The organism is Nitrospiria bacterium (assembly GCA_035498035.1).
Lineage (GTDB): Bacteria > Nitrospirota > Nitrospiria > JACQBZ01 > JACQBZ01 > JACQBZ01.
Map to the genome: position 1 here is coordinate 11,821 of DATKAN010000055.1, position 26,692 is coordinate 38,512.

General features: G+C 56.2%; 22 protein-coding genes. 9 read left to right on the plus strand and 13 right to left on the minus strand.

Translation table 11 applies throughout. The features are described 5' to 3' along the window. Positions 1–29: 29 nt before the first annotated feature. From VMN77_10635 to VMN77_10670, 8 genes are all read right to left on the minus strand, one after another. Positions 30–1,085, minus strand: coding sequence for a 6-bladed beta-propeller (locus VMN77_10635; GenBank protein ID HTN44238.1), 1,056 nt, complete (start codon positions 1,083–1,085; stop codon positions 30–32). Then, entirely contained in the window at positions 1,085–2,905 is a 1,821-nt protein-coding gene (locus VMN77_10640; protein ID HTN44239.1) for a hypothetical protein, read from the minus strand. Before VMN77_10640 ends, VMN77_10635 begins: the two co-directional genes overlap by 1 nt. Positions 2,906–3,108: 203 nt before the next feature. Further along, a complete protein-coding gene (locus tag VMN77_10645) occupies positions 3,109–4,233 on the minus strand; it encodes a SurA N-terminal domain-containing protein (GenBank protein HTN44240.1) in 1,125 nt (374 codons plus the stop codon). Positions 4,234–4,407: 174 nt separating this feature from the next. Beyond that, positions 4,408–5,463, minus strand: coding sequence for a hypothetical protein (locus VMN77_10650; GenBank protein ID HTN44241.1), 1,056 nt, complete (start codon positions 5,461–5,463; stop codon positions 4,408–4,410). Positions 5,464–5,523: 60 nt separating this feature from the next. Next, complete coding sequence (locus tag VMN77_10655; protein HTN44242.1) at positions 5,524–6,645, minus strand: hypothetical protein; 1,122 nt, start codon at positions 6,643–6,645, stop codon at positions 5,524–5,526. A gap of 22 nt (positions 6,646–6,667) precedes the next feature. Next, positions 6,668–7,726: a 6-bladed beta-propeller gene (locus VMN77_10660; GenBank protein HTN44243.1), complete on the minus strand. Its 1,059-nt coding sequence runs from the start codon at positions 7,724–7,726 to the stop codon at positions 6,668–6,670. 11 nt (positions 7,727–7,737) lie between these two features. Further along, on the minus strand, positions 7,738–8,538 hold the full coding sequence (locus tag VMN77_10665; GenBank protein ID HTN44244.1) for a cytochrome c3 family protein: 801 nt from the start codon (positions 8,536–8,538) through the stop codon (positions 7,738–7,740). A gap of 275 nt (positions 8,539–8,813) precedes the next feature. Then, a complete protein-coding gene (locus VMN77_10670; GenBank protein HTN44245.1) occupies positions 8,814–9,881 on the minus strand; it encodes a two-component regulator propeller domain-containing protein in 1,068 nt (355 codons plus the stop codon). A 120-nt stretch (positions 9,882–10,001) separates the two neighbouring features. On the opposite strand from VMN77_10670, the gene VMN77_10675 reads away from it, so the two are divergent. The 9 genes from VMN77_10675 (at position 10,002) to VMN77_10715 (ending at position 20,353) form a co-directional block, all read left to right on the plus strand. Continuing rightward, positions 10,002–10,910: a decaprenyl-phosphate phosphoribosyltransferase gene (locus tag VMN77_10675; protein HTN44246.1), complete on the plus strand. Its 909-nt coding sequence runs from the start codon at positions 10,002–10,004 to the stop codon at positions 10,908–10,910. A 133-nt stretch (positions 10,911–11,043) separates the two neighbouring features. Continuing rightward, a complete protein-coding gene (locus tag VMN77_10680; GenBank protein ID HTN44247.1) occupies positions 11,044–11,640 on the plus strand; it encodes a winged helix-turn-helix transcriptional regulator in 597 nt (198 codons plus the stop codon). Positions 11,641–11,644: 4 nt separating this feature from the next. Continuing rightward, the gene (locus VMN77_10685) at positions 11,645–12,346 is read left to right on the plus strand and encodes an FkbM family methyltransferase (protein HTN44248.1); all 702 of its coding nucleotides are present in this window, start codon (positions 11,645–11,647) and stop codon (positions 12,344–12,346) included. Between the two features lie 24 nt (positions 12,347–12,370). Continuing rightward, on the plus strand, positions 12,371–13,219 hold the full coding sequence (locus VMN77_10690) for a glycosyltransferase family 2 protein (protein HTN44249.1): 849 nt from the start codon (positions 12,371–12,373) through the stop codon (positions 13,217–13,219). A 24-nt stretch (positions 13,220–13,243) separates the two neighbouring features. Beyond that, positions 13,244–14,194, plus strand: a complete 951-nt coding sequence (locus tag VMN77_10695; GenBank protein HTN44250.1) for a glycosyltransferase family 2 protein — start codon at positions 13,244–13,246, stop codon at positions 14,192–14,194. Positions 14,195–14,250: 56 nt separating this feature from the next. Continuing rightward, positions 14,251–15,495, plus strand: a complete 1,245-nt coding sequence (locus VMN77_10700; protein HTN44251.1) for a glycosyltransferase — start codon at positions 14,251–14,253, stop codon at positions 15,493–15,495. Continuing rightward, positions 15,492–16,583 carry a glycosyltransferase family 9 protein gene (locus VMN77_10705; protein ID HTN44252.1) on the plus strand — a complete coding sequence of 364 codons (1,092 nt, stop codon included), beginning with the start codon at positions 15,492–15,494 and terminating at the stop codon, positions 16,581–16,583. Before VMN77_10700 ends, VMN77_10705 begins: the two co-directional genes overlap by 4 nt. Positions 16,584–16,590: 7 nt before the next feature. Beyond that, positions 16,591–18,381 carry a tetratricopeptide repeat protein gene (locus tag VMN77_10710; protein HTN44253.1) on the plus strand — a complete coding sequence of 597 codons (1,791 nt, stop codon included), beginning with the start codon at positions 16,591–16,593 and terminating at the stop codon, positions 18,379–18,381. Positions 18,382–18,391: 10 nt separating this feature from the next. After that, a complete protein-coding gene (locus VMN77_10715) occupies positions 18,392–20,353 on the plus strand; it encodes a tetratricopeptide repeat protein (GenBank protein ID HTN44254.1) in 1,962 nt (653 codons plus the stop codon). Here the strand turns inward: VMN77_10715 and VMN77_10720 are convergent. The 5 genes from VMN77_10720 to VMN77_10740 form a co-directional block, all read right to left on the minus strand. Further along, positions 20,350–21,177, minus strand: a complete 828-nt coding sequence (locus VMN77_10720; protein HTN44255.1) for an alpha/beta hydrolase — start codon at positions 21,175–21,177, stop codon at positions 20,350–20,352. The two genes, VMN77_10715 and VMN77_10720, sit on opposite strands and share 4 nt — an antisense overlap. A 584-nt stretch (positions 21,178–21,761) precedes the next feature. Further along, positions 21,762–22,610: a transposase gene (locus VMN77_10725; protein HTN44256.1), complete on the minus strand. Its 849-nt coding sequence runs from the start codon at positions 22,608–22,610 to the stop codon at positions 21,762–21,764. A 261-nt stretch (positions 22,611–22,871) separates the two neighbouring features. Further along, complete coding sequence (locus VMN77_10730) at positions 22,872–24,734, minus strand: RHS repeat-associated core domain-containing protein (GenBank protein HTN44257.1); 1,863 nt, start codon at positions 24,732–24,734, stop codon at positions 22,872–22,874. Then, the gene (locus VMN77_10735) at positions 24,715–25,557 is read right to left on the minus strand and encodes a transposase (GenBank protein ID HTN44258.1); all 843 of its coding nucleotides are present in this window, start codon (positions 25,555–25,557) and stop codon (positions 24,715–24,717) included. Before VMN77_10735 ends, VMN77_10730 begins: the two co-directional genes overlap by 20 nt. An 85-nt stretch (positions 25,558–25,642) precedes the next feature. Beyond that, positions 25,643–26,155, minus strand: coding sequence for a hypothetical protein (locus VMN77_10740; protein ID HTN44259.1), 513 nt, complete (start codon positions 26,153–26,155; stop codon positions 25,643–25,645). Positions 26,156–26,692: the final 537 nt, after the last annotated feature.

Below are 26,692 nucleotides of genomic sequence, written 5' to 3' on the forward strand. Positions count from 1 at the left end.
CTGTCTTCGAGGGTGAACGGACGGCCTTGTCACGGTTTAGGTTCCCCCAGGAACTGGAAGACCTCCACCCGCTGGTTGTAGGTGTCCGCCACATAAATCCGGTCCTTTTTGTCGACGGCGATTCCGGCCGGCAACCAGAAATCCCCTTCCTTCTCGCCGGCATGGCCGAAGTTCAGAAGCAGCTCGCCTTTCCGGTCAAAGATCTGGATCGTGTCGTAGATGCCGTCCACCACATAAATATGTCCGGAAGAGTCCACCGCGACGCCCTTGGGCTTCGAAAAGCTACCCAGGGTGTTTCCCAACTGACCCAGCTTTCCTAAAAACTTTCCCTCCTCATCGAAAATCTGGACCCTGAAGTTCATCGAGTCTGTGATGTACAAAGTTCCCTCGGCATCGATCGTGATGTGGGTCGGAAAATTGAGCTCGCCCTCCTTTTCCCCCCGTTGTCCGAACGTCATCAGCTTTTTACCCGAGAGATCAAAGGCCGATACATTGTGGGCCCCGGTGTCCACCGCATAAAGCCTCCGCGATTTCGGATCATAGGCGATTCCGGTCACACGATGAAACTCCCCCGGCGCCCCGATCGTCCGGACCAGTCTCCATTTTTTAGGTTCGTAAACAAAGATCCGGTTCAGCTCCGAATCGGACACATAAATGAGGCCGTTTTCATCCAGGGCGACCCCCACGGGGGACATCAGGCGGGATCGGCCCCGCTCGATCCAAAATATCTGGTGATAGGACTTGTCCGCAAAATCGTAAATATGGACGGCCTGGAGGCCGGTATCCGTGACGTAGACCCGCCCCTTTCCGTCCGTGGCCACGGCATAGGGACGAAGCATGTGCGGAGCCGCGCCCTTTCCAAACAGAAATTCCACGGTCATTCTGAACCAACTCCGTTTAACACCCAGGTCCTTGGGCTCGGAAAAACTATTAAGATACGAAATCACCGGCGGATCGGGCGGCAACGGCCAGTAGCGTTCCACCTTGTCGGCCTTCTCAAGCCCGGTCGTCGCGCAGGATGTCAGAATCAAGCCCAGCCCCAAGAGCCTAAAAAGTCCGACGGTGATCTTGGCGCCCCCCTTCATCAAAACGGCCTGCTGGCCCGCGCCATGATGGAGCGGGTCCCGTACCGGTCGCCGGACGTCCGGGTTTCAATCTCCTGGAACTGTATTCCCAGGATCAACTTGCCGACCTGATAAGTTAAGGTGGCGTCGCCCTCCAATACATTGACATCGGGACGGAAGCGGTTGTCCTCCTCCGTATCCTTAACCGAGGCGAGCAGGTTCGTGTTCAGCATCAAATAGGTGGTGTACTGGATCTGGCCGGTAAATATCTGCCGATCCAGAAGGAGCTCGATCGGATATTTCTCAATCCGGTAGGTCGCGTTCGCCACCAGCCCGACCGGGGTGGAGTAGTTGCCCTCCAGGTCGCCCGAAGTCTCTCTTCCGGCCACGCCGAATCCCGTGGTATCGGAGTAACTGGCCGTGCCCCGGAGCAGGAGGCTATCGGAGTTGATGATCAAATTCCTGTAATACGAGCTGTCGCCAAAAAGTTGAAGGAGATAGGTGTTTTGATCCGTCCGGACGGAATCGGTCTTGCGCTGGATGTTGCTGTAGGTCCCGTTCAAACCGACATGGAGGATCTGGGTATTGGTGTTATCCACCCCCAGCGTGATATTGTTGCTCAGGTCGGTGGAATCGACCCCGATCGGATTCGTGGTCGAATCACCGTAGCTGATCTGATAAGAGGTCCGGTACTGAAGATTCTGCCAGGGCCGGAAATACATGATGTTATAACGGTATTGCTGGAAGAGATTATTGGTGTCCGGCGTCCCCGTGTTGATCGTGGAGGTCAGCCCGGCGCTGCCGGCCAGGCCGGTCGTCAGGCCGAAGATCGGACGGTAGTTCAAGGTCGCATCGGCCGATTCGGAGTTGATGGTCGAGTCGGTGACGGAAATGTGCAGGTATCGACCGTCGAAGGACGAGTCCGTTTTTTCGTTGTAGCGCAGGTTCGCCAATCCCTGAACGGTCTCGGTCTTAAAATCATTAAAGAAGGGCGTCTCGCTGTAGTTATAACTGGCCATGCCATCCCACCAGTACAGGAGGGGGCGATAAATCAGCGCGGTGCCGAGACTCCGCTCCTGAAAGAAGGACACCCCGGCGGTCGGTCCTCCCGGAACCAGGGGAATCGCCGTCACCGCTTCGGGGATATGCCGTTGGGCGTAGCGTCCGTACGCGGTGAGGGTGAGGCTGGTCGTCAATTCGGAATTGAGGTCGAGATTGAAGCCGTTCGAGGTGGAGGCGGAGGAGGTGTTGGTGTCCGCTTCACTGTATTGGTAGCCGCCCGACAGATGGCTCGCCCCGATGGTCGTATCGGTGAGGGCGGTGAATGTCCGGGTGAGATACTGAGTTCCGGTATTCGAGTCGAGATGGGTCTGCTGGAAGTTCAGGACCAATCGCGGTATTTTCTGGAGGTTGACGACCCAGTTCGCACCCAGCGAATTAATATGATCGGTGGTAGACAAACTTGTGCCGTTCATGCTCAGGTCGTTCTTCCGGTCCACCCGTTGAGCGCTCAGGTTCAGGGGAGACCATACCGGAAACAAATTCATGGTGAGCCGGTAATCCATCACATTAAAACGGTTTTCCTGATCCGTCTGGTGAAGCTTCACGTCCTGGTCCAGCCACGAGACATCGGCGCGATACCCGCCGAGGCGATTGGCGTCCCCAAATACATACAGGCCGTATTGCTGATTGAGCGAACGAATGGTGCTGGTCGTGTTACTCACGTTGGTGTCCGAAAAAGTCGTGGACGTGTTGTAATTGATGTCTAAGTTGCCCCCGATATTGAGAAGGCGCGCCCGGGCCTCGGAGCATTCCACAAGGATCGATAAGACCGCCATCATCCACAGCCAGCGGCCGTTGGGCCTTGGCCACGGCCATCCGGCCCTCCCTGTCTCTCTCCATTGACGACACTTCCCTGAAAACGCGGAACGGATCCACCGGTTAAAAGACCCCTCGACTCCCCTTTGCATCAACGGCCCCGCGCCCCGATGAAAGATCTATCTTAAAATATCGACCCTCAGATTGAATCAACGAGTGATACGCATCAATAGATTTTGATTTCAGCCTTCGCACGAAGGCCGTCCATCCATTCTTTCAACCTCGCGTTTGTCGCGGACTTCCGCATTTCATTCCGCAACAGGTCCTTGTTGAGATCCTCAAAGGCCATCTGCCGGGCCGGTTGTTTCTCCTCCACCTTGAACACCACGTATCCGTAAAGCGTCTGAACCGGATCGTTGATGGAACCCACGTCCCGGTCATACGCCACCCCTTCAAGCTCGGCATAGGGCAAACGCCCTTGATGAAGAAGACCCGTATCGCCTCCCGTCGCTTTCAGGTCTTCATCCTCCGAAAACTCCCGCACCAGTTTTTCAAAATCCTCCCCCTTTTTGGCGCGGTCGGCCAATTCCTGCGCCCTCTGACGGCCCTTTTCCCAATCCGCCGCACGCCCGGAGGGATCCACCCGGATCAATAAAATCCGCAACCGGATTTGCTGCGGCCGCATGAACTGTTCCGGATGACGGTCATAATATACTTTCATCTGATCATCGCTGATGCTGATTTTTGAACGAACCTCCCGATCGGTCAACTGCTGAATGGCCAGATGTCTCTCGACCCCGGTTCGGATATCCTCCGGGGTCAGCCCTTGAACCTCCAGCGCCCGCCGGTATTTTTCCTCCGACGGAAACCGGCCCTGGATCTTCCGGATCTCGGCCTCGACGGCCTCCGCCTTCACATTGATCTTCAAGCGCCGGGCCTCTTGATACAGGATCTCCTGGCCGATGAGTTTATCCAGCTCTTCGCTTTGGATCTCGGCCAGTCGCTTCTGGGAAATCGTGCGATGACCGGTCTCCGGGATGCGTTCCTCCATGGCCTTCTGAAGATCGGCCGCCCGGATATCGACGCCGTTCACCGAAGCGACCGGTTTGGATAACGCGGTCCCTACGTTGTCGCCGCCGGCATGCGTTTCCGGCCCGCCGGCCTGGACGCCGCCGCCCGAAACAGAGAGCAGCGCGAACAATAAGATCGCTTGGATCCGGCCCCCTCCATTCCCGCCGCGGGCTTGTCTATGTAAAGGGGCTCGACTGAGCTCGCCGAAGTCGGGACGGAGCGGCTCGACTGAGCTCTCCGAAGTCCTCCCCCTCTCGCTCCCCTTGCTCGCTGAGCCCATTTGATTTTATTTATCCATATATAAAAAACAGGATGCCTCACCTCGGAACAGCGGGAAGCATCCAGGAAATGAACCGCGATATTTCGGCCTGCGGGGACGGGTTCACCCCGCCCCCGCAATGCCGTTGGTTTATCCCCTCAAGATCCTATCGCAGGGCCCTGCGCCCTTTTTCCCTTATTTCTGATGGCAGGAGATGCAGATCAAACTTCCCGCGTTTGGATTATCCGCGAGCAAGGTGGCATCCCCATTACCCAATAGGTCGTTCACAGTCGTCGCCCCGCCGCCGGATGGAAGCGCCAACGCCGAATCATAGCGGCTGGGGAGCCGGAGGAACATCGGCCGTGGCGCATGCGGATTGTGGCAAGAGGCGCACTCGATATATTTACCGCCCGCAGGCCGGCCGCCCCCCGCGGCCGGATAGGCACGGAGGGTATCCCGCTTATCCTGATTGACCGTTCCCGTCCGTGTCAAAAGCGTCAACCCGCTTGGATCGGGCGCGCCCGAATTATTGATCAACTGGTCAAACTGGGGATCGGGACCGGCGCCGGTGGAGGGGATCTCCATGCTGATCGGGTGATCATCGCTCAGGTCCGTTGTCAGGTTCGGAAACGGCGCGGCGCCTCCCAGGATCTGCTCATAATTTGGACCGGTATCCGTCCTCTGCGCATTGTTCATGGTATTGGTGCCCGCGCTCAGGAAGGCCGACCCCCCCGCCGGTTGGATCAAATTCGTGGTGCCTCCCGGAGGGGTTTCGTTGGCCACCCGGAATCCGCCGGATCCGGGCATGTTGATCAAGGAATCGAGCGCGATCGTTCCGTCGTGACAGGACAGACAGGCGAGGGAAACGCCCTGGGGCTGGCCGGAATTGGTCCCGTCGAAATTGGGGCTTGTGTAAATCGTGTAGCTTCCCGACGCCCCGACCGTCCGGTTCCACAACGGCGGCGCACCCGGCGTCCCGATCGTGTTGGGATTCGCGCCGTGCGGCGTGTGACAGAAGACGCAGACCTCCGCCGTCGAGGTCGCCGTCCCGTTGATGTTGATCCCGGCCATGATGTTGGACGTGCTTAGATTGTGCAGCGTGTTCCTAACGTCCTCCGCCGCGCGAGGTCCCGCGGCACCCTCGGGGTGGCCGAGCGTCGTGGTCCCCAAGTGCATCGCCCAGCCCACGATCGGGGCGGCCAGCACCAGCGCGCCGGCAATCAGCATGAAAATTTTGCGTTTCAATGGCATCGCCCTATCCTCCTTTCCGGTGACATGTTTACCGCAACCATCCTTGATCTTATCCTCAAATTACTTTGCATGACAGGACAAACAGATCGCACTGCCCGCATTGGGCATTTGACCCCACATTTTCCCGGCGGGGTTTCCGGCAGTATCCGACGGAGAAAGGTCCTTCTGGACCAAGCCCGGAACGCCGCTCGGCAGCCTCAGAAACGACACCCGGGGGGTATGGGGGTTGTGACAGGAGGCGCACTCGATATAATACCGCCCGGGCTGCTCCGTCGACGGATAGGCGCGGAGGCGGTCCCGTTTTTCCAACGGCCAGACCGCCAGTCCGGGGGGCGGCAGCGATCGGCTGATATAAGCGACGCTGGTCCCGTCCGTCCCGCCGTCCAGTTTGGACGTCGTCAGGTCCTGGCAGATTTGATTGAACTGGGCATCGGTGAGGCAGGGGATCTCGATTCCGATCGGGTGATCATCCCGGAGATCCAGACCCAGGTTCGGGAAAGGCTGCGCTCCCTCGCCCCCGCCGCCGCCGTGCACCAGATCGTGAAGGCCCCCGGAAAAAGGACTCTCGCCGGTCTTCTCCACCTCCGTGGTATCCCGCAGTCCCTCGTTAAAGGTCTTGTCGCCGTCCACGATCCCGCCCCCGAAAAAATTGATCGAGTTGGTGCTGGTCCCCGGACCGCGGCCAAAGCCGAGATTGGTCGGATTGAATCCCCCCGATCCCGGCCCGTTGACCAGCGCATCAAAGGCGATGCTTCCGTCGTGGCAAGACAGGCAGGCGAGGGACACCCCCTTGGGCCGGCGCGTCCCGGTGACGTCCTGCGCGTCGAAGTTCGGGGAGCCGTAAACCTCGTAACTGGTATCGTCCGGCAGGAGGCGGTTCCAGAGGGGGGCGTTGCTCGAGGCGGCCATATTGGCCCCGTGCGGTGTGTGGCAGAAGACACAGATCTCGGTCGTGCCGGTGGCGTTGATATCGGGATTGGAGGAGAGATTGTGCTTGGTCCGGCTCACGTCTTCCGACAGCCTCACATCGTGTGTGGCCTGCGCCGGCGGCTCCAGGGCGACCATCAAAAGCACCCCCAGGAACACGCCGAGGATTCCTCGCTCCAGGCGGAATCGGCCAAGGGTCGAATGCCGCCCGATCCGTTTGTCTCCCGACCGATCCTGACCCGTGGAAAATCGCATGCGACTCCCTGTACGGCCCGACTCATTTCTTTAGGGCGGCCGCCTGCCTGGCCTTGTAATTCTCGCTCAGGTACTGATAAACATTAATCCGATGGTTGTATTGATCGGCGACGTAAATCAGGTCGTCCTGGTCAATGTACATCCCGGCAGGAAGCCAAAACTGTCCATCCCGGTTTCCGAACCCGCCGAAGAACAGAAGCAGCTGGCCCTTCGGGTCGAATATCTGGACATTGTTGAACGCGGCGTCCACCACATAGATGTGCCCTTCGGAATCGACCGCGATTCCCTTGGGCTTCGCAAATTGGCCCAGCCCCGTGCCGACGCTTCCGAACTTGGACAAAAACTTCCCGTCCGGGTCGAAAATCTGGACGCGAAAATTAAACGTATCCATGATATACAGCTTGCCGTCTTTGTCGATCGCGATGTTGGTGGGAAAATTGAACTGGCCGTCCTCGACGCCGCGAGTCCCAAATTCGAATAGAAATTTCCCCTCTTTGGAGTCGAAGACGGAGACCTTGTGTTTTTTGGTATCGACGATGTAGACGCGATTGAGCGCCTCGTTGACCACGATGCCGACCGGTTGATCAAACCGGCCCTTCTCGCCGATTCCGAACAAAAAGTTTCCGTCGTGATCGTACACCACGGCCCGATTCTCCAGCGTGTCGGTCACGTAGATCCGGCCGGCCGAATCGGTCGTGACCCCCATCGGCTTGGCCAGCACGCCCGGTCCTTCCAGACCGATGATCGTGAATTCCTGTTTTTTGGTGTCGAACACCAAAACGGTAGGCCACCCGCTGTCCGTCACAAACAAGCGCCCTTCTCCGTCCATGTGGACGGCATAAGGCTTGGCGATGCGCGCGGCCGATTGGGATCCGGTGATGAATTCTTCGAGTGATTTCCAAAAACTTTTCCGTTCGACGTCGTTCGAACTTCGGATGCTCTTGACGTATTTGATTCTCGGTTCCTCGGGCGGCAAGGGCCAGATGACGTCCACGGGCTTCGGGGCCGTGGCACAGCCCGTCGCGATCAGGACAAGGATCATCGGCCAGATGGGAGGGTTCCGTTGAATTTTTATCCCCATGGTTCCATCCGTTATTTTTGATGACAGGTCAGGCACAAGGCGCTGAACCGGTTCGATGTCCGGAGAAACGGGTCTCGTCCCTCGATATTCTTCTCGTCCGGATTATGCGGATCATGACACGAGGCGCATTGAACTTTGTCGCCCTCGAAGGTCTGAACCCCGTTCGGGAAGCTGCGCCCCCCGTCTTCCTTGGCAATGAGCGGCTGGTTGAAGGCCGAATCCTGGCTGAAGGTCGGGTAGGGAATCGAAATCGGGTGGTCGTCCCGCAGGTTCCGGGTCAGGTAACGGATGGTCGCGTCATGGGCCCCGCTCAACGCGCCGTAGGCTCCCCGCTGACGGTTATGACATTTCCCGCAGCTGTCCGAACCCACATTTCCTTCCGGACTCATGCGGTAATGGACCCCGGAATCGTACCAGTCGTGAAACTTCGGTTTGTTGAGTACGGCGTCCACCGCCACGGATCCGTCGTGACAGGAGAGGCATCCGAGTGATATGCCGTCGGGAGCGGACGCGCTCGAATCGAAATTGGGACTGGAATACATTTCATAACCGAGCGGAGTAGGAAGCTGGCGGTTCCAGAGGGGCGCCGTGGTTCCGGCGTTATGGGGCGTGTGGCAGTAAATACAGGTCTCTCCGTAATCGTTGAATGACCCGCCGGTCATCGGGCCGGTCGGGCTGCCGTAGCCCCTTCGGTTCAGGGCCGAAAGGTCATGCCTCGATCCCACGATCGTTCCGCCCAGTGCGGACATCGCGAGGACGATCAGCCCTCCGCCGACGAGAACACCCGCAACAACATAGCGAGAGGTCTTCATGCCCCCTCTTCGTGGTGAGTCAAAAAGGCGCTTCTTCGACTCCCCGCTTCGCTCCCGGGCAAGGCCTGGGAAACGGAGTCCGGTAGGGAGACGCCTCGTTCATTTACCAACACGTTATCCCGTGACGACAAAAACCTGACACCACAGGTGTCCTAGGCTACAAAATTTCATCAGTGGTGTCAAGCAAAAAACTGTCACAAATCTGTTGAATGTCTTGTATTTCCGTCATTTCACGCAGGGTCTCCGTGGGCCGGAAGACGAAGGCCCCGAGGGGACTATTCCGGTGCGGAAAAACCTTCCAGCTTGCTGATCCCTTTGAGCGTCCCGAACCATTTGGACCCGAAAGGATCCATGACCGCGGCGAAGACGCCATCGTCGACCAAACCGTCCTTGGTTGTGAAGCGGCTCCAACGGCCCCGGCTGAACACGCTCACCCCCCCCTCCGTCGCGGCATAAAGGTTGTCGCTCGAATCGATCAGGATGTCCGAGATGAAGTTGCCCGACAGGCCATCCCGCGTCGTGTAGGTCGTCCAACGTTTGCCGTCGAAGCGGCTGAGCCCCGCGCCCCAGGTCCCGAACCACTTGTTGTTTTGAGAATCGACCGCGGCGGCCAGGATGTAATTGGGGTTGTATCCCTCGGCTTCTTTTCCCGGCGTCGTGCGATGGTGAAAGCTGGGATTGGCGATTTTTTCATACGATCCGATGGTCTTGAGGTCCGCCCCGACGCCGTCCTTATGCGTATAGCTTACAAATCCACGGCCGTCGTAGCGCGTCACGCCGCCCTCCGTTCCCAACCAGATCACTCCGTCCTGATCCATGGCCAGGGCATAGACCCAGTCATCCACAATTCCGTCTTTTTTGGTGTAGCTCTTCCAACGGGTCCCGTCAAAGATGCTGACCCCTTTCCAGTTCGCCACCCACATCCGTCCCGCCCGATCGAACAGGATGTCGTAAACATAGGGATCCGCCAGATCCGGAACGTTGAAATTCTGCCAGATCTTTCCATCAAACCGGGCCAGCCCTCCCCCGTGCGTCCCGATCCATTTGTTTCCCTTCGAATCCACTTTGATCGTGGTCACGATGTCCGACACAAGACCCTTCTTGCTGTCATACCGGGCGACGATCCTATCCTGAGTCAGATCGTATTCGATCAGTCCCTGTTCGGTCCCGACCCAGACATCGTTTTTTTCAAACGCCAGGCTGAAGACGCTGACGTTCATCTCGTAATTGGTCCAGACGGGATGCGGCGAGACCGGGGCTCGCGAAGAAGTGCAGTTCGTTACGGCAAAGAAACTGAGGGATCCGATAAAGATGATCGAGGGGAAGAGACGACAACGAATCATGTTGCTCCTTACTGGGGCGTGATGATTCTACGCGCCCGAAGCGAACGAGTCAAGGCCGTTTCTTGACAAACTTCCTTGTCTTACCTAAGATTAAAGCCGGCGTTTTTTGGGGTTTTGCTGATGGCCGTCCATTCATCCGAGCAGGTTTTCCCATCCACGAAAAACCGGACTTCCGGGGCCGCCGCAGGGCTTACGGCATTGCGGCCCCTCGATTGGCTCAAAAACCTCTTTGTCCTCGCCCCCCTTTTATTCTCGGGTCGTCTCATAGATTATCCGCTGGCGGCCAAGTCCCTGTTGGGCTTTCTCCTGTTCTGCATTCTGTCCAGCGGGGCCTATCTGTTTAACGACCTCATGGATCGAGAGGAGGACCGGCGCCATCCCGCCAAGGCCCTTCGTCCCATCGCGTCCGGCCTTCTTCCTCCTTCCATGGCCGGCGGGATTTCCTTCGGACTGATCCTGGTCGGCTTGATCGGAGCCTCCGCGCTCGACCTTCGCTTCGGAATGGTCGCCTTTGTTTTCAGCCTGCTGCACCTCGCCTACTCCATCGGGCTTAAAGACTGGGTGATCGTGGACGTCCTCCTGATCGCGGCCGGGTTTGTCCTGAGGGTTTTGGCCGGATCGGCGCTCGTCGCAGTCCTCCCCTCGGCCTGGATCATTTTGTGCACCATGCTGCTCTCCGTGTTTTTAGGGTTCTCCAAGCGACGACACGAATTGGTCCTCCTGGGCGGGCAGGCGAAGGCCCATCGGAAAGTGCTTGAGCAGTACTCCCTGGCCTTTCTCGATCAGATGATCGGCGCCGTCCTGGCCGCGACGGTCGTGTCCTACGCCCTGTATACGATCAATAATGGTCCGCTCCAAATCTATTCGGTTTTCTTTGTGCTGTACGGGATGTTTCGCTACCTGTACTTGATCCATCACCGAGGCCATGGAGGTCGCGCGGCGGAATCCTTTTTGACCGATCGACCCCTTCTGGCCACCGTGCTGGGATGGACCCTGTTTATGTTATGGGATATCTATCTCAGGGGCTAGCGTCGCCATTATCCTCCCCCGCTCGCCCGCCTTGCTCGCCGGATAGATTCGTTGGGCCTCTTGACAATTATTTTTTTTGGCTTAATATGTTCATCCTATGAACATACCTCCTTCGTCTACAGAATCTCCGGAGATGGACAGGGAAGTGTTAAACCGGGAGTCCTTGCACACGCTTCAAATCCTGGACGAAGTCGCGACCGGAAAACCCCTGACCCAGCGGGACCTGAGTGACAAACTCGGGATCGCCCTGGGAATGACCAACAATTACCTTAAACGCCTGGCCCGGGAAGGCCACATCCAGATCATTCAGGCCGAACGAAAACGACTTCATTATCTTCTGACGCCGAAAGGGATCGCCGAGAAAAGCGCGCTGACCTATCGTTATATTAAAAGATCCTATCAATTTTTTACCGTTGCGCGAGGGAAACTGGAGACGTTTTTTCTTGACCTGGAGAAAGCCGGCGTCCGTTCTATCGTGCTTTACAAGGCCACCGTAATCGCCGAAATCGCGGCATTGGTCCTTCAAGATTGTCCGATTCAACTTCTCGCGATCGTGGACGATGCCCGGGCCGGAAAAAAGTTTTTGGGATACGTGCTTGAGCCGGTCAAGACGTTGAGCGATCTGAACTATGACCGGGTCCTGGTCACGACGGAAGAAACGGCCGAAGAGGTCTTCAAGGATCTGAGTCGAAACGGCGTCCATAAAGAGAAAATCTGTTATCTGCAATGAATAAATGACGGGCCGGTTAAAACAATTTACGGAAGCGGTGTCGAACCGCATGGGTTTCGCCCGGCATCGATGCGATGATTTCTTGGGTCTGAAACGTTTACCGATCCGGTCCGTCATTGATGTGGGGGCCAACCAAGGTCAGTTTGCCCGGAAAATATCGTCCGTGTTTCCGGAAGCGCAAATCTACTGTTTTGAGCCCCTGCCGGAACCTTTTGACAAGTTAAGGCACTGGTCGGACCGCCGGCGAGGCGCGGTGACGGTTTTTAATGTGGCTTTGGGGGATCGGGAAGGAGCGGCTGATATGTTTTTCCACGCGGAGCACAGTCCTTCATCCTCCCTGTTGCGGTCAACCGCCGCCTGTGAAACTCTCTACCCGTTCACGAGAAATCAGGCGACGGTGTCGGTCTCGATGACGACCTTGGACCGTATCTTCGGTCATCCGCCTCCGCTTAGGCCCGATACACTGATCAAGCTGGATGTGCAGGGATTCGAAGACCGGGTAATTTCAGGCGGCCCCCAAACCTTCCGGAACGCCAGGGCGTGCCTCGTGGAGGTCTCCCTGGATGTCTTGTATGAAAAACAGGCCGCTTTCAAAGGCATCGTCCTTCTCCTCGACAACCTGGGATACCGGTATGCCGGAAATACGGAACAAATTTGCGCGGAGGACGGGCATGTCATCTATCTGGATGCGCTATTTGTGAAATAGCGAAGTCGCGGGATCAAACGAAGCATGAGCGATAGACCGGTTCTTTCCATCATCACTCCCTCGCTCAATCAGGGGAGGTTCCTTGAGGAGACGATCCTTTCGATCCAGAATCAGGATTATGCCCCTATCGAACACATCATTATAGACGGGGGCTCCACCGACGGCAGCGTCGACCTCCTGAGACGATTCGAGGGCCGTTACAACATGCGCTGGGTTTCGGAGCCGGACGGGGGACAGGCGGACGCCATTCGCAAGGGATTCCGGCTGGCGAAAGGCGAACTCCTGTGTTGGTTGAATGCGGACGATGTTTATGTTTCCCGAAAAACCGCCAGCCGGGCGGCGGGTTTTTTCCACGAATATCCATCGGTGGATGTCGTTACGGGGGGAGGGGTCTACATCACCGAAGAAGGTCATTGGACACAGTTGATCGAGGCGTCCCAAAAACGGTCCAGCTTCCGTTATCTGCGTTGCATGGACGCGATCCTGCAACCGGCGACTTTTTTTAAGCGGTCGGTTCTTGAAAGAGTCCCGATCGATGTTTCCCTCCGCTACGCATTTGATTGGGATTTCTTCATCCGGTTATCGAAGCAGTACAACCTCCTGGCCGTTAATGAAATTTGGGCGGGCTATCGCGTTGGGGGCTATAACAAAACAGTGACCGGCGGGGCCGCACGCGTCGGAGAACTTCGGGAGGTCACAAAACGGTACCTGGGAAAAACCGCCTGGCAATATTGGGTCGTCGCGTTTTATTACGTTCTCTACCGGGGGATTGAAAGGGCGCCCAATCCATATCAGGGGTATTTAAAGACCTGGATCAAGGAGACATCCCGGGTCGTCAGCTTTCTTTGCGATGAACGAATCACAACCCTATAGCGTCGCCTCTTGATCCCAAAGCGTATGAAGGCCCAACCGCTCGTCTCGATCGTGACCCCCTCGCTGAATCAGGGACCGTATATTGAGCAGACGATCCGGAGCGTTCTGGGGCAGGATTATCCCCATATCGAGTATATCGTCATCGACGGGGGTTCCACGGACGGAACGCTGGACATTCTAGATAGATACAAAGGACGCTTGTTCTATACGTCGGAGCCGGACACGGGGCAGGCCGATGCGATCAACAAAGGCTGGCGGCGATCGAAGGGTGAAATTCTGGCTTATTTAAACTCGGACGACACGTATTGCCCGGGGACCGTGCGAAAGGCGGTCGAGGGATTCCATCTCCATCCGGAAGCCGGGATCGTCTATGGAGACTGTTACGGGATGGATCCCGAAGGCCGCATCATCCGGCGCTTGCGCCTCGGGGAGATCGGACTGCCGGATCTCCTTGGCTTTACGATCCTTCACCAGCCCGCGGTTTTCCTGCGCAGAGCCGTCACGGATTGCGTAGGGCTGCTCGACACCCGATTGGAGGGACTGATGGATCACGACCTCTGGATCCGCGCGGCGTTCCGGTTCCCTTTCCATCACATCTCCGAATTTCTCGCCTGCGGTCGAGAGCATCCCCGATCGAAAAACGCCAGTCTGGGCGCCCGTTTTGGACAGGAAGCGATCGCCATCCTGGACCGGACCTTTTCCGATCCTCTGAAGTCCCAGCGGGTCCATGCCTTAAAAAATAAGGCCTATGCGGGATCCTATTTGATGGCCGCCTTCTGGGGTTGTCTTTCCGGAGAGCGACAACGGTCGAAAGGATATCTCCTCAACGCCTTGAAGCTCAACCCCCGGCTGCTGTTCCATGAGCTGACCCTCCCGCTCATGCTCGAATGCTATTTGAGGATTCCCGTTATCCCTGCCCTTCGAGGGATCAAACACCAATGGCTTCATCGATTGGAAAAAATCAAGGGGTTTTGAAAATACGTTTCCGGTGAAAAGGCTCCGCTCAACGATGTTATTAAGAAGGTAACGCCTTGAAGGTTCTCGTGTTCCAACCCTATGGCCACCGCGAAGGACATTTTGGGGAATACACTTCCCAGGTGTCCCAGGAGCTCGCACGGCTCGGACACGCCGTGACCGTGGTCACGACCCGCTTGAAGGCCTCGCGTTACCTTTCTTCCGGGCCCCGGTTTGAAGTGATCGAGAGCCTCCGGACCGCCGGCGGGCTCCCGGCAGGACGCTCTGGGGCGGTGAAGAGCGCCTTTCGGGGAGTCGGTCTGATCCTGGACAATGTCCGGGTCCTTTTCAGGCTCCTCCGCGTCTTTCGGAAAAGCGATTTCGACGTCGTCCATTTTTTTGACTTTGAACCCGTTTCGACGGTCGTCCTGTTGACCGTTTATTCATGGCTCTTCCGACGGCGCCTCCGGAGGCTTTTCGTGGTCGTTCACGCGCCGGACCCCTCCTTTCAGGGCCATGCGAACACCCTGTACCATCTTTACGGGAAGCTGTCGCGTCCCATGTTAAGGCGCCTCCTTTCGACTTACGCAACGGCCGTCACGGCCCACGGCTCCTGGCCCCCGGGCGAGCTCGAAGGGTTGCTGGGGATCCGGCCGTCCGGACGCGCCGTCCTGACGGTTCCCTACGGCGCCCGGCTTCGAAACCACATGCCCGGCCGGAATGAAGCGAGGAAAGCCCTGGGCATCCATTATGCCGCGACCTTGCTCCTTTTCTTCGGCATGCTTCGGAAAGACAAGGGAATCGAATTTCTCCTTCAGGCGGCCGGCCACGTTCGGGGGGAATGCAAAATCCTGATCGCCGGCCTGCCGTTTGATTGGGACACGGAAGACATCCACCGGATGATCCGGAAGTATCACTGTGAGGACCGGGTCCTTACCACACTCGGGTATATCCCGGAAGAGGCGATTCCGGACTATTTCGCCGCGGCGGACGGACTGGTCCTCCCGTACATGAAACATTACATGGGCGCAGCCGGTCCGTTGAAGACGGCCCTCGGGTTCGGAAAACCCGTCATCGCCACGAAGGTCAGAGAGCTTTCCGAATACCTCGGGATGTCTCCGATCGGAATCGCCGTCGATCCCGAAGACGCCGACTCCCTGAAAGAAGGCATCGAACGGTTTGTATCCCTGCCTCAATCCCGGAAGGAGGAAATGGCCGAAAACAGCCGCCGCTTGGCGGGAACCTTCACTTGGACCGCCGTGGCCGAACGATTCTCGGATATCTACCAATCGGCACACGCCCCCGGAGGCCTTCCCCGATGATCCGCCAACGGGAAATCCTCTTGCCCCTCGATCGTCTCTTCGGCCGGGCCCTTGTCCGTTTGCTGGGTCTGCGGCCGCGTCCTTCGCCGCCGAGCCCCGTTCCGGAACTCCGGAGGTTTCTGATCCTTCGGCCCGGGGGAATGGGCGATGCGATCTTGCTCATTCCACTGCTGCGCGCCCTCAAAGAGCGCTTCCCGGCGGCGACCATCGAGATCCTGGCCGAACGGCGCAACGCGGAGATCTTCGGGCTGGTCGAGGATCTCGTTTCGGTCGTTTTCCGTTATGACCGCCTCGGGGAGTTCCTCCGCGTGCTGGCGCGGCGATACGATGCGGTGATCGACACCGAACAATGGTACCGTCTCTCGGCCGTGGCGGCCCGGCTGATCCGGGCTCCGATACGCTGCGGGTTTGCGACCAACGAACGCTCACGGTTGTTCGACATCCCGGTCGGCTATGATCCGGGACGTTACGAGGCCGAAAATTTTCTCGCCGGGCTGGCCGCCCTTACCGGGGAACCCGTTCATTTTGATCCGACCCGGCCTTTCCTGACGAACTCGACCCCGGTCTCCGACGCTTCGGGATTCGTCTTGATCTCCCCGGGGGCCAGTTATCCCGAAAAACAATGGGGACTCGGAAAATTCCGGGAACTGACCGAAGGGCTCGCGGCCGACGGTCGCCCGGTCGGGCTGATCGGGGGAACGGCCGATATCCCCCTCGCCGGGGATATCGTGAGAGGGCTGCCGATCCGCAATTTTGTGGGACGGACTTCGCTTCAGGAGACGGCCCGCTTGATCGCGGCGGCCGAATTGGTGATCGGCGGGGACAGCGTGGCCTTGCACCTGGCCGCGGCCTTCGGGACACCCTCCATCGCGTTGTTCGGGCCGACGGCGCCGTCCCAGTGGGCGCCGCGCGGGAAAGGACATCGGACCCTCCACCATCCCCCGCCGTGCAGTCCCTGTTCCCGATTCGGTTACATCCCTCCCTGCCCGTACGAGGTCGACTGCTTGAAGCGGATTTCGGTCGAAGAGGTGCTCGCGACGGCCCGCGAAATCCTGCCCGTTGGCCCGGCGAAGGCTCCGGGCGGCTGAAAAAACCATGGAGAAAGTGTCCGGAATGAATTTCCATCGGTGGTCCTGGTTGATCCCCCTCCTGCTGGCCCTGGCGTTCAACCTCAACGTCCTTCAGAATGGCTTCGGTTGGGATGATGAATGGATTATCCCCCACCTGAAATCACCCGATGACTGGATGGATCTTTTTCTGCCGGACAAACCTCCCCCTCATTCCCCGAAATCGGCCTATTTGCATTTTCGTCCCCTGACCACGATTTCATATCTTCTGGACCATGAATTCTGGGGCGACCGGCCTTTTGGTTTTCATCTCTCGGTCTGGTTGGCCCACATTCTAAACTCGGCCCTCGTATTCTTTCTCGCGAGAGACCTGTCGAACAGGTCCGCGCCGATGGATGCCTATATCCCCCCGCTGGCCGCCTCCCTGTTCGCGGTCCACCCCGTCCACGCCGAGGCGGTCGCCTGGATCGCCGGCCGCAACGACGTGTTTTGCACCTCTTTTCTTCTCGCCTCCCTCCTCCTCTATCTGCGCTTTCATCGCACAGAACGCCGAGTCCTCCTCCATCTTTCGATGCTCGCTTTCTTCGGCGCCCTCCTCATTAAAGAGATCGCGGTGGGCTTGATCGTCCTGTTCCCGTTGGTCGAATTCCTTGAGACGGACCGGGGCCAACCGGTTCATTGGAGACGGCTCGCCCTTCGCTCCGCGCTTCCGCTGGCGATCCTGGTCGCCTACTTCTGGATGCGAAGCGCCACGTTGCAGTTTTTGCCCGGAGGTTCGTCGTCTTCCGAGACCCTTTCTATTTCCGTCCTTCCGGACATCGTCCGGGCCTATGGATTCTACCTTGACCGGATGCTGGTTCCCTATCCTCACAAGCCCTTCATCACCGGGTTGCCCGCATCCGATCTTTTTTGGCTCTGGTCCGCCTTCACCCTGGCTCTGTTAATGGCGGGTCTCCTCCTGGCCGTGGTTCGTCGCCAAGCCCTTTTAGGGATGGGACTGGGCTGGACGGTTATTTTTATCTTGCCGGCGGCCGGCGTGAGCGCTTTCCATCTGGCCGCTACTCCGGGGGCCGAACGCTACGTCTACGCTCCCTCGGCCGGATTTTTGGTCGTGAGCGCATGGTTGCTCCTGAAGGGGTCAGAAAAACTCGCTCTCCCGTCCATAAAAAATTTGCACCGGCTTCCTCTCGCTCCGAGTCACCTCCTGGTGATCGCATTTACGACCTGTATTGTTGGTCTGTGGGGCTGGCAAAGCTGGCACCGCAATACGGTATGGCGGAGTCCCTTGACCTTTTGGGAAGCGGCGGTGTCGGCCGCACCCGAAGCCGGGTTCCCTCACCGATTGCTCGGAATCCAATATGTCTCAGCGGGGCGGTATTCCGAGGCGGAGGAGCAATTTCGGCAGGCGATTGCCAACTTTCAGAAGACACTCGGACCCCGGCACCTTGCCGTCGCGGACAGCCTGTTCAGCCTCGCCAATGTCTACAATGATCAGGGAAAATATGGTGAAGCCGAGCCCCTTTATCTCCGGGTGATCACAACCTGGAAGCAAGTGCTGGGACCGGATCATCCCGATGTGGCCACCGCCTTGCAAAATCTGGCGCTGCTCTATCAGGCGCAGGGCCGGTACGCCGAGGCCGAGCCCCTTTATCGGAAGGCGCTGGGGATTTCGGAAAGAGCCTTAAAGCCGAACGACCCAAGGCTGGGAGTGTTGTTGGAAGACTACGCTCGTTTACTCCGGTCGATGCGGCGTGACGATGAGGCCCTTGGACTGGAGTCGCGGGCCCGGGAAATCCTCGCCCATCAACCCCCCGATTGAAAGAAGGCGTATGCAGGATAACCAAGCGTCGGCCCCAAGATCCCTCACTCGCTTCGACCGGCTTCAGCCATGGCTTTGGGCGATCCCGGTCCTGCTGGCCTTGGTGGTCAACTTCAACGTGCTTCAAAACGGCTTCGGCTGGGATGATGAAGCGATTATCTCGAACCTCAGACCGCCCGACTCATGGGGGTCCTTGTTCCTGCCCGATCCCGGCCTGCCCAAACAGACCTCCGCTTATTATCGTCCCCTCGTGTCGGTCTCTTATCTTCTGGATTACGGACTCTGGGGAAATCGGCCCTTCGGATATCATCTCTCGGTCTGGTTGGCCCACATCCTGAACACGGCCCTCGTATTCTTTCTGGCCCGAAGCCTGATCCGCTTCACGCAAACTTCCCGGCACCCTGTGGCTCCGGACGCGGCACCGCTCATGCCCCAAGGCGCCTTGCCTTGGCTCTCCGCCTCGCTCTTTGCGGTCCACCCGGCCCATGCCGAGGCGGTGGCCTGGATTGCCGGACGCAACGACGTCTTCTGCACCTCTTTCCTTCTCGCCTCCCTCCTGCTCTATCTGCGCTTTCATCGCACCGGCCGCCGACTCCTATTCATTCTTTCGATGCTCGCCTTCTTTTTCGCGCTGCTGACCAAAGAAATCGCCGTCGGTTTGATCGTCCTGTTCCCGTTGGTGGAATTCCTCGCGACGGAGAGGGGACAAGCGCTTCCCTGGAAACGCCTCGCCCTCCGCTTCGCGCTTCCGCTGGCTATCCTGGGCGCCTACTTCCGGATGCGCGCGGCCAACCTCGCCGCTCCCTACGGTCCGGGCCAACCCCTGACCGCTTCCGGAGGGAAGGCGGTCGAAATGATCCTTGCCATTTATGGTCTCTACCTGAAGATGCTGATCTTTCCGTTCCCCCATTCCCCTTTCATCGCAACGCTGCCGGACTCCCGGCCGTTTTTAATCGCGTCGGGTCTAATCTTGACCGCGGCCACGGGGGGGTTCCTTCTTGCCGTGATGCGCCGAGATCGAATCATCGGGATCGGCCTGGGGTGGACGGCGCTGTTCTTAATTCCGGCGGCGGCGGTTGCCTTCCAGCCGTTGGCGGCGGTATCGGCGGCCGAACGCTACGTTTATGCCCCCTCGGTGGGTTTCGTAATTGTGGCGGCCTGGTTGATTTTAAAAAGCCTCCGGCTCCTCCGGACGGACTCCATGCGGGTTCAGCGCCAAACGACGATCGGTGCGGCGCTTCTGTTACTGGCCGTAATCGGAACAGGGGGCCGGGAGACCTGGACACGAAACGCCGTCTGGGGAAGCCCGCTCACCTTTTGGGAAGCGGCCGTGGCGGCGTCGCCCCGGGCCGCTCTTCCCTACAGTGAGTTGGGTATTCAATACGCCAGATCGGGCCGGGGCGCCGAGGCGGAAGCGCTATTTAAAAAATCGATTTCCATTCTTGAAAGGACCGTGGGACCGATGCATCCGGACCTTGCAAAAGGTCTCAACAACCTGGCGGAACTGTATCGCAGCGAGAACCGGGAAACGGAAGCCGAACCCATCCATCGGCGGATCCTGGCGATCCGCGAGAGAACGCTTGGACCCGACCACTGGGAGGTGGCGAAGAGTCTGAACAACCTCGCCTTGATCTATCACGCCCAGAAGCAGTATGCCGCGGCGGAGGCCTTCTACCGGCGGGCCATCTCGATCTGGGAGAAAACCCCCTCCCCGGATCCCTCCGATCTGGCCAAGATCCTCAATAACCTGGCGACCCTCTATAGCACCGAGGGTCGGTACTCCGAAGCCGAGCCCCTTTTTCGGCAATCGCTGAGGACCTGGGAGAAGGCCTACGGTGCCGACTATCCCGATTCAGTCATGAGTCTAGAGAACTATGCCGTCCTTCTCCGGCAGACGCATCGGGAAGCCGAGGCCGCGGAACTGGAAGGACGGGCGAACTCGATCAGGCGCAAACAGGTTCAGGGAAATTAATTGGGGCGGGGTGCGGGCTTCGAAAGGGCGTTCTTCGATATAAAGGCTCGTATCAGGTCGGCCACCTTGTCGGGCTGATCCAGAATGGCAAAGTGGCCGGCCTTGGGGATGACCTGATAATCCACCGTCACTTTTCGGACCTGGCTGCGCGTCCGCTGGGCAAACTTTTCGTTGTCGGGAAGCAACTGATCGCTATCGCCCCGGATTAGAAGAAAGGGGCGGTTGAAATTGGGAAGCATCGCCAGGATATAACTCTCCTGAACATCGGAGGTAAAGGCCTTAAATCGGTCGTGAACCGCCTTTTTCTGGTCCTCTTCCTGAATCGGGACGAGCCATTTCTCCGCGGCCTCTCGGGACGGCGCCTGTTCCCGATACTTCATCGATCCGCTCGACAGGAGCATGCCGAACCCCCCGCTCCCCGCCTTTTCGAAGAGGTTCAACATCCCCCCAAATCCTTCGGACCAATTGACCGACTCAAACCCATTGATGCTCACGACGGCCCCGATCATCTCCGGGAAATGGTGCCCCAGGGCCACCGCAAGCCCGCCCCCCTCGCCCTCGCCCATGACGTGAACGGTGTTCAAGCCCAGGGCTTTGATGAAGTCCCGGTAAATGTAAAGCAGATGCTGCGATGAGTAATCCCCGCCCATGGACGATGGGGCCCGGATCCCGGGAGGCTCCACCACGATCACGCGCAAAGACGGGCCGAGGCGGGCCGCCATATCCGTCCAGAACCCGGGGCCGAACGGATAGGAAGGCAGGATGATCAGCGGATCGCCCTTGCCTTGATCGCTGTACACGATCGGGATATTTTGTACCGACACTGAATGAAGATCCGGCGGCAGATTTTTGGGGTCGAATGCAACTCGGAGCGGATCGGCTGCAATTAAAGGCGACCCTCCGAAAAACAGGAAAGCGGCCGTGAAGAGGATCCCGAGACTTCGAAAAGGGATGGGGGGCATGATGTGCGCATTTATACAACAGACCCTTGTCCGTGTCAAGTCAAACCAGGCTTCAAAAATTTAATCCTAAAATTCCCTTGTTTAAAATGCCCCGAAATTTCGGGAGCAGGTCAGACTGCCGCAGCATAGTCGCATTGAAGATCGTGGGATGGCACTTAACTCCCTGTCCGTGAAATCAGGGCTACCTCAACCTGACCCTATCTTTTGTGACAAAAAAAGTGGAATGTCTTGCATTCAAGCATTTTCCAATTCAGAGTGGATGTGTTAATGCAAGACTTGGAACTAACTTTCCGTCTCAATAATCCTAATGGCACTGTTAGATATGAGAATTTGCCGGACGCGATCCCAGAGATGTTGAAATACTTCCCGATCAGGCTTATGAAAAAAGCGCTTCACTACGTTAATGCCTGGATCGCATAAAAAGATTGGGGTCAGGTCTTGAATTATCAGTTTTGGATCTTTGATTCCACATTTTTAATGATTTTACTCACTGTCGTGTAATGCAAATCCAGTTGGTCCGAAATTTCACGCAAGGTGTAACCGTACTCCACATGCGCCTGATACATCGACCGATCCCTTGAACTCCCTTTGATGATTTCCTCCAGCCGTGGCCGGGCCGCATGCCGTTGACGCCTCGGGATCTCCTTGATCTTCACCGCCTCTTTCAAACGCCTCCGATGACGCTCGACAAACGTCTCCCGCCCTAATAGAATCTGTCCCTTCAGGGCATCCCAGGGTGACTCGCTTGCCATTCCATCGGAAACGAACGCTTGATACCGCTGCCGAGCCTCTCGCTTCTTTTCTGAAAACTGTCCCAAGACCCAATCCACTGTTAAACAGTCGGGTGTCTCACCCTTTCCAGCCGTCGCCCGGTAGCTGCTCCACGGCCATTGGCCCGCCTGCTTCGTCATCTTCGCTCGAACCGGATTCAAAACCACGTAGCGGCACAGCTCCAGTAAATGACTCTCCTTGTCCACCACAATCGCTTTATATCTCCCTTGAAACAGATGTCCCACGCGATGATGGGTTCGATTAAACCACTGGGTATAGATCCCGTTGAGCTGGCGCATCCCTTTTGATAGATTGGCTTCCGGCGTCTCGATCAGGAGATGGTAGTGATTATCCATCAGACAGTATGCATGGCAAAACCAGTGTGACCGGTTTACAACGGAGGAAAGGATTCCAAGAAAGGCCTGACGATCTGTGTCCGAAGCATAAATCCGCTGACGGGCATTGCCCCTACTGGTCACGTGGTACACACCCCCTGGATATTCAAGTCGCAGCGGCCTCGTCATGGTCGGGAAGATTACCACAATCAAACTGATAATTCAAGACCTGACCCTGGCTTCCTGACCCTGGCTTCCAACCGGCACCCATTCCTTGACTCCAGCAGTGCAAACTGTGCTCAATATAGGAATCTCCTTATCAGCTTCACAATCAAGACTACAAATAACACTAGTATTGGTATAATAACAATTAACAAGTTTATAATTGCCTGCTTTTTAAACACTCGTCACTGCCTTTCAGAGAAATAGGTCAATACGGAACTCACAAGATTATGTAGGCCCAGGTGGTGGAGGGCCTAAAATTGCCCCCCATTGCCAACAAGGTCGGAAGTTGCTCTTCTGTCCGCAAGTCTCATCATAACAAATGCAGGTTCTAATACACATTTGAGGCAAAGGAAATGGAGGAACTAATGGAGCACAGGACCACTGATCACACTTTGAATAAACCGTTCTTGTTTTGCCGGAACATTTTTCTAATCCTGTAGGGTCTATAAAGTTTAATGGTTGGTTATTGACGTAAATGTAAGGATTCGGTGGATCGGTAAAAAGATGTCGGTTTGCAGTTTTTAAACACGTTGGGAGATCAGCAGAAAGTTGAGTTATTTGTTTGTAACCAAGTGATAGGATCGGATCCTCGCTAATAAACCTTTGCAAGGCGGGGCTGTAGTAGCGGGCTCGGTAGTAATACAGCCCAGTACCATCATTTTCCCTGTCAGTGTATTGGAAGGAATTGGTAGCAGCTGACCCGGTGGTGGTGGTTCGTCCAAACGGTTCATATGTGTACTCGGTCTGTACAGTACTGGTGGGATCTGTCAGGGCCAACGTAGAACCCAAGGCGTCTGTGAGCAACGCAGTGGTCCCGGATGAATCCATTCGAGTGAAGAATTGGTCAGTCCCAAGACCAGTCAAGAGATTTGCCGTCGGCGTGGCTCCGGAGAGTTCCTGCACGGGATTCTGCCCGTCGTAAAGGAAGCTGGTAGAAGTACCGCTGATAGTTTTGGTCACACGCCGACCTAACGGATCATAAACAAAACTGGCCCCCGTCATCGAGACCAAACGATTCCGTGCATCCCAGGTATAAGTGTTGGTCCCGTCGTTTGTTAGATTTCCGTTGGCATCGTATGTAAGAGTTTGATTACCGAAGGCGGTCATCTGATTAGCAGCGTTATAGGTTGCAGAGGTTGCTGCCTGCGGTAAGCCCGTCCTGGCCCAGCTTCCCCCGATCTGGGTGCGATTTCCTGCCGCATCGTAGGTGTACGTCAGATTACCCAATAAGGTTGTCCCGTTCCAATAATCAATTTCTGTCAGATGAGATGCAGCGTCATAAGTATAATCCTGCGCCACGCCGTTCGGCATGGTAACGCTGGTTCGACGACCGGCTGCGTCATACGTAAACGTCACGGTGGATGTTCCCTGCGTAATCTGCGTTAGTCGATTGGCATTGTTATAAGTGTAAGTCACGGCTGTCTGACCGGCTACCGTCATGCTTGTCCTTCGCCCTACTGCATCGTACGTGTAGCTGACGCTACCTTGTGGTGTGGTCTCGGAAGTGAGCCGGTCTAGATTATCATAGCTCCGAGTAATCATACCTGACACAGAGTCCGCGATCTCCGTCAGCCGATTCCCGGCGTCGTAGGTGTACGTGACCGTGGATGAATCGGCGTACGTCGCCTGGGTCCTCCGGTTCAGGGCGTCATACGTGAAGCCCGTCGCCTGAGTTTTACGATCCGTAAATGTCGTCAAGTTCCCCTCGGCATCATACCCGTAACTCTCGGAAGCTTGCAGCGGATCGGTCCGTGTTGCGAGCCGATCCATATTGTTATAAGTATAGCCGGTCACTCCATTTCGCGCATCCGTCACACTTAATAAATTGCCGTTGGGATCGTATGAAAATGAGGTCATTCCGCCAAGTGAATCTGTCACTCTCGTCAGTTGATTGACCGGATCGTAGTCATAGATTGTCAGGAAGCCGAGCGAATTTGTCACGGAACGCAATCGACCCACGCTGTCCATAATTCGAGTCGAGGAATGGCCCAACGGATCGGTCACGGTCGCAAGGTCGCCCATATCATACGTATACTGAACAACAGGGTCAGGTCTTGAATTATCAGTTTTAGATTTTGGATTCAACATTTTTAATGATTTTACTCACCGTCGTGTAATGCAAATCCAGTTGGTCCGAAATTTCACGCAAGGTGTAACCGTACTCCACATGCGCCTGATACATCGACCGATCCCTTGAACTCCCTTTGATGATTTCCTCCAGCCGCGGCCGGGCTGCATGCCGCTGATGCCTCGGGATCTCCTTGACCTTCACCGCCTCTTTCAAACGGCTCCGGTGACGCTCGACAAACGTTTCCCGCCCTAATAGAATTTGCCCTTTCATTGCATCCCAGGGTGACTGACCTGCCATTCCATCGGAAACAAACGCTTGATAGCGCTCCTGGGCCTCTCGCTTCTTTTCCGAAAATTGTCCCAAGACCCAATCCACCGTTAAATAGTCGGGTGTCTCACCCTTTCCAGCCGTTGCCCGATAACTGCTCCACGGCCATTGGCCCGCTTGCTTCGTCATCTTTACCCGAACCGGATTCAAAACCACGTAGCGGCACAGCTCCAGTAAATGACTCTCCTTGTCCACCACAATCGCTTTATATCGCCCTTGAAACAGATGTCCCACGCGATGATGGGTTCGATTAAACCACTGGGTATAGACCCCGTTGAGTTGGCGCATCCCTCTTGAAAGATTGGCTTCCGGCGTCTCGATCAGAAGATGGTAGTGATTATCCATGAGGCAGTAGGCATGGCAAAGCCAATGGGACCGGTTTACAACGGAGGAAAGGATTCCAAGAAAGGCCTGCCGATCGGCATCCGAAGCATAAATCCGCTGACGGGCATTCCCCCGACTCGTTACGTGGTAAACACCCCCTGGATATTCAAGTCGCAGCGGCCTCGTCATGGGCGGGAAGACTACCACAGTAAAACTGATAATTCAAGACCTGACCCTGGCTTTCAACCTCTACGACGGGAGTATCGGTCTGAGGTCAATCATTATCATATAATGTAATTTGGTTAAGGGGTGTTTCTACATCTTTATCAACAGCAACCAACTTAATATTGTTAATCTTCGCATACTTATTTATTAAATCCAGCAATTCCTTTGCACCATTTATTTTCTCGTGAAACCTGATTTTTTTGATTTGATTGTTCTTTATTCCCTCTACCAAATAACTATTATAATATCTCGATTTAAGGTCAAAATAATTCGGCAATTTTTTAACAAAAATTCCATTGATCTTGTTCCAGTCAATTGATACCCTATCATGGTTATAAAATGCTTGCCGAATACCATCATCATTTATAATAATTTTCAAAGCAGTCCGATAAGAACCCCAAAGAAAAAGGCAAAAGCATAAAAAAAATAATAGTGCCAATAAATTGTCTCCTTCTTTCACAAAAGAAATAACCATTATTAATAACACTAGAACACTAAGTAAACCACAGATTACATAAACTTTTGAATACGAAAATGTCCTGTCCATCAATTCCTTATTCAAGGCTTATTATATAGCATTTGGAGATTTTGCCAACAATGAAAAGTTCTTATTTGCTTAAACCCGTTCTATTTATTGCAACCACTGAATGTATTGTCATGAACGGAACCGAGTACGCCAAACACACCGCTTTTAAACACAAGAATACCCTCTCCAACCGTGCCTAATTCAGCACCCAAACCGGCGACCATCGCCTCTCCGCTAAGGGCTGGCGCTGACCTGCCCCCCGGAACTAGACCGTTTGAGAGTTTAAAATCGGCTCTTCTGAGCTGATCTAGACCGGTTGTTGTAGAAGCTTCTTTATGAAGATGATAGGTTGCGGTTGCAGCTTGGACGTACGCGGGAAGGAAGAGAATCAGATGAAGAGCAATTGCCCAGACTATCCTAAACATCGACTACGCCTTTAGCCAATCCCGAGGTCAGGATCCATCGGGATGCGGGTTGCGACAGGGATCATCGATTGCTGATTCTGAGGTGTTGTACAATAAATTATTTCATATTTCAAGTCCTAAAAAAAGCGTAAAACCAGGCGATTTCTGC

Excerpts from the sequence above, each read along its gene's own strand:
- VMN77_10635 (HTN44238.1), bottom strand. The coding sequence starts at position 1,085 with ATGAAGGGGGGCGCCAAGATCACCGTCGGACTTTTTAGGCTCTTGGGG.
- VMN77_10640 (HTN44239.1), bottom strand. The coding sequence starts at position 2,905 with ATGATGGCGGTCTTATCGATCCTTGTGGAATGCTCCGAGGCCCGGGCG.
- VMN77_10645 (HTN44240.1), bottom strand. The coding sequence starts at position 4,233 with ATGGGCTCAGCGAGCAAGGGGAGCGAGAGGGGGAGGACTTCGGAGAGC.
- VMN77_10650 (HTN44241.1), bottom strand. The coding sequence starts at position 5,463 with ATGCCATTGAAACGCAAAATTTTCATGCTGATTGCCGGCGCGCTGGTG.
- VMN77_10655 (HTN44242.1), bottom strand. The coding sequence starts at position 6,645 with ATGCGATTTTCCACGGGTCAGGATCGGTCGGGAGACAAACGGATCGGG.
- VMN77_10660 (HTN44243.1), bottom strand. The coding sequence starts at position 7,726 with ATGGGGATAAAAATTCAACGGAACCCTCCCATCTGGCCGATGATCCTT.
- VMN77_10665 (HTN44244.1), bottom strand. The coding sequence starts at position 8,538 with ATGAAGACCTCTCGCTATGTTGTTGCGGGTGTTCTCGTCGGCGGAGGG.
- VMN77_10670 (HTN44245.1), bottom strand. The coding sequence starts at position 9,881 with ATGATTCGTTGTCGTCTCTTCCCCTCGATCATCTTTATCGGATCCCTC.
- VMN77_10675 (HTN44246.1), top strand. The coding sequence starts at position 10,002 with ATGGCCGTCCATTCATCCGAGCAGGTTTTCCCATCCACGAAAAACCGG.
- VMN77_10680 (HTN44247.1), top strand. The coding sequence starts at position 11,044 with ATGGACAGGGAAGTGTTAAACCGGGAGTCCTTGCACACGCTTCAAATC.
- VMN77_10685 (HTN44248.1), top strand. The coding sequence starts at position 11,645 with ATGACGGGCCGGTTAAAACAATTTACGGAAGCGGTGTCGAACCGCATG.
- VMN77_10690 (HTN44249.1), top strand. The coding sequence starts at position 12,371 with ATGAGCGATAGACCGGTTCTTTCCATCATCACTCCCTCGCTCAATCAG.
- VMN77_10695 (HTN44250.1), top strand. The coding sequence starts at position 13,244 with ATGAAGGCCCAACCGCTCGTCTCGATCGTGACCCCCTCGCTGAATCAG.
- VMN77_10705 (HTN44252.1), top strand. The coding sequence starts at position 15,492 with ATGATCCGCCAACGGGAAATCCTCTTGCCCCTCGATCGTCTCTTCGGC.
- VMN77_10710 (HTN44253.1), top strand. The coding sequence starts at position 16,591 with ATGGAGAAAGTGTCCGGAATGAATTTCCATCGGTGGTCCTGGTTGATC.
- VMN77_10715 (HTN44254.1), top strand. The coding sequence starts at position 18,392 with ATGCAGGATAACCAAGCGTCGGCCCCAAGATCCCTCACTCGCTTCGAC.
- VMN77_10725 (HTN44256.1), bottom strand. The coding sequence starts at position 22,610 with ATGACGAGGCCGCTGCGACTTGAATATCCAGGGGGTGTGTACCACGTG.
- VMN77_10730 (HTN44257.1), bottom strand. The coding sequence starts at position 24,734 with ATGTTGAATCCAAAATCTAAAACTGATAATTCAAGACCTGACCCTGTT.
- VMN77_10735 (HTN44258.1), bottom strand. The coding sequence starts at position 25,557 with ATGACGAGGCCGCTGCGACTTGAATATCCAGGGGGTGTTTACCACGTA.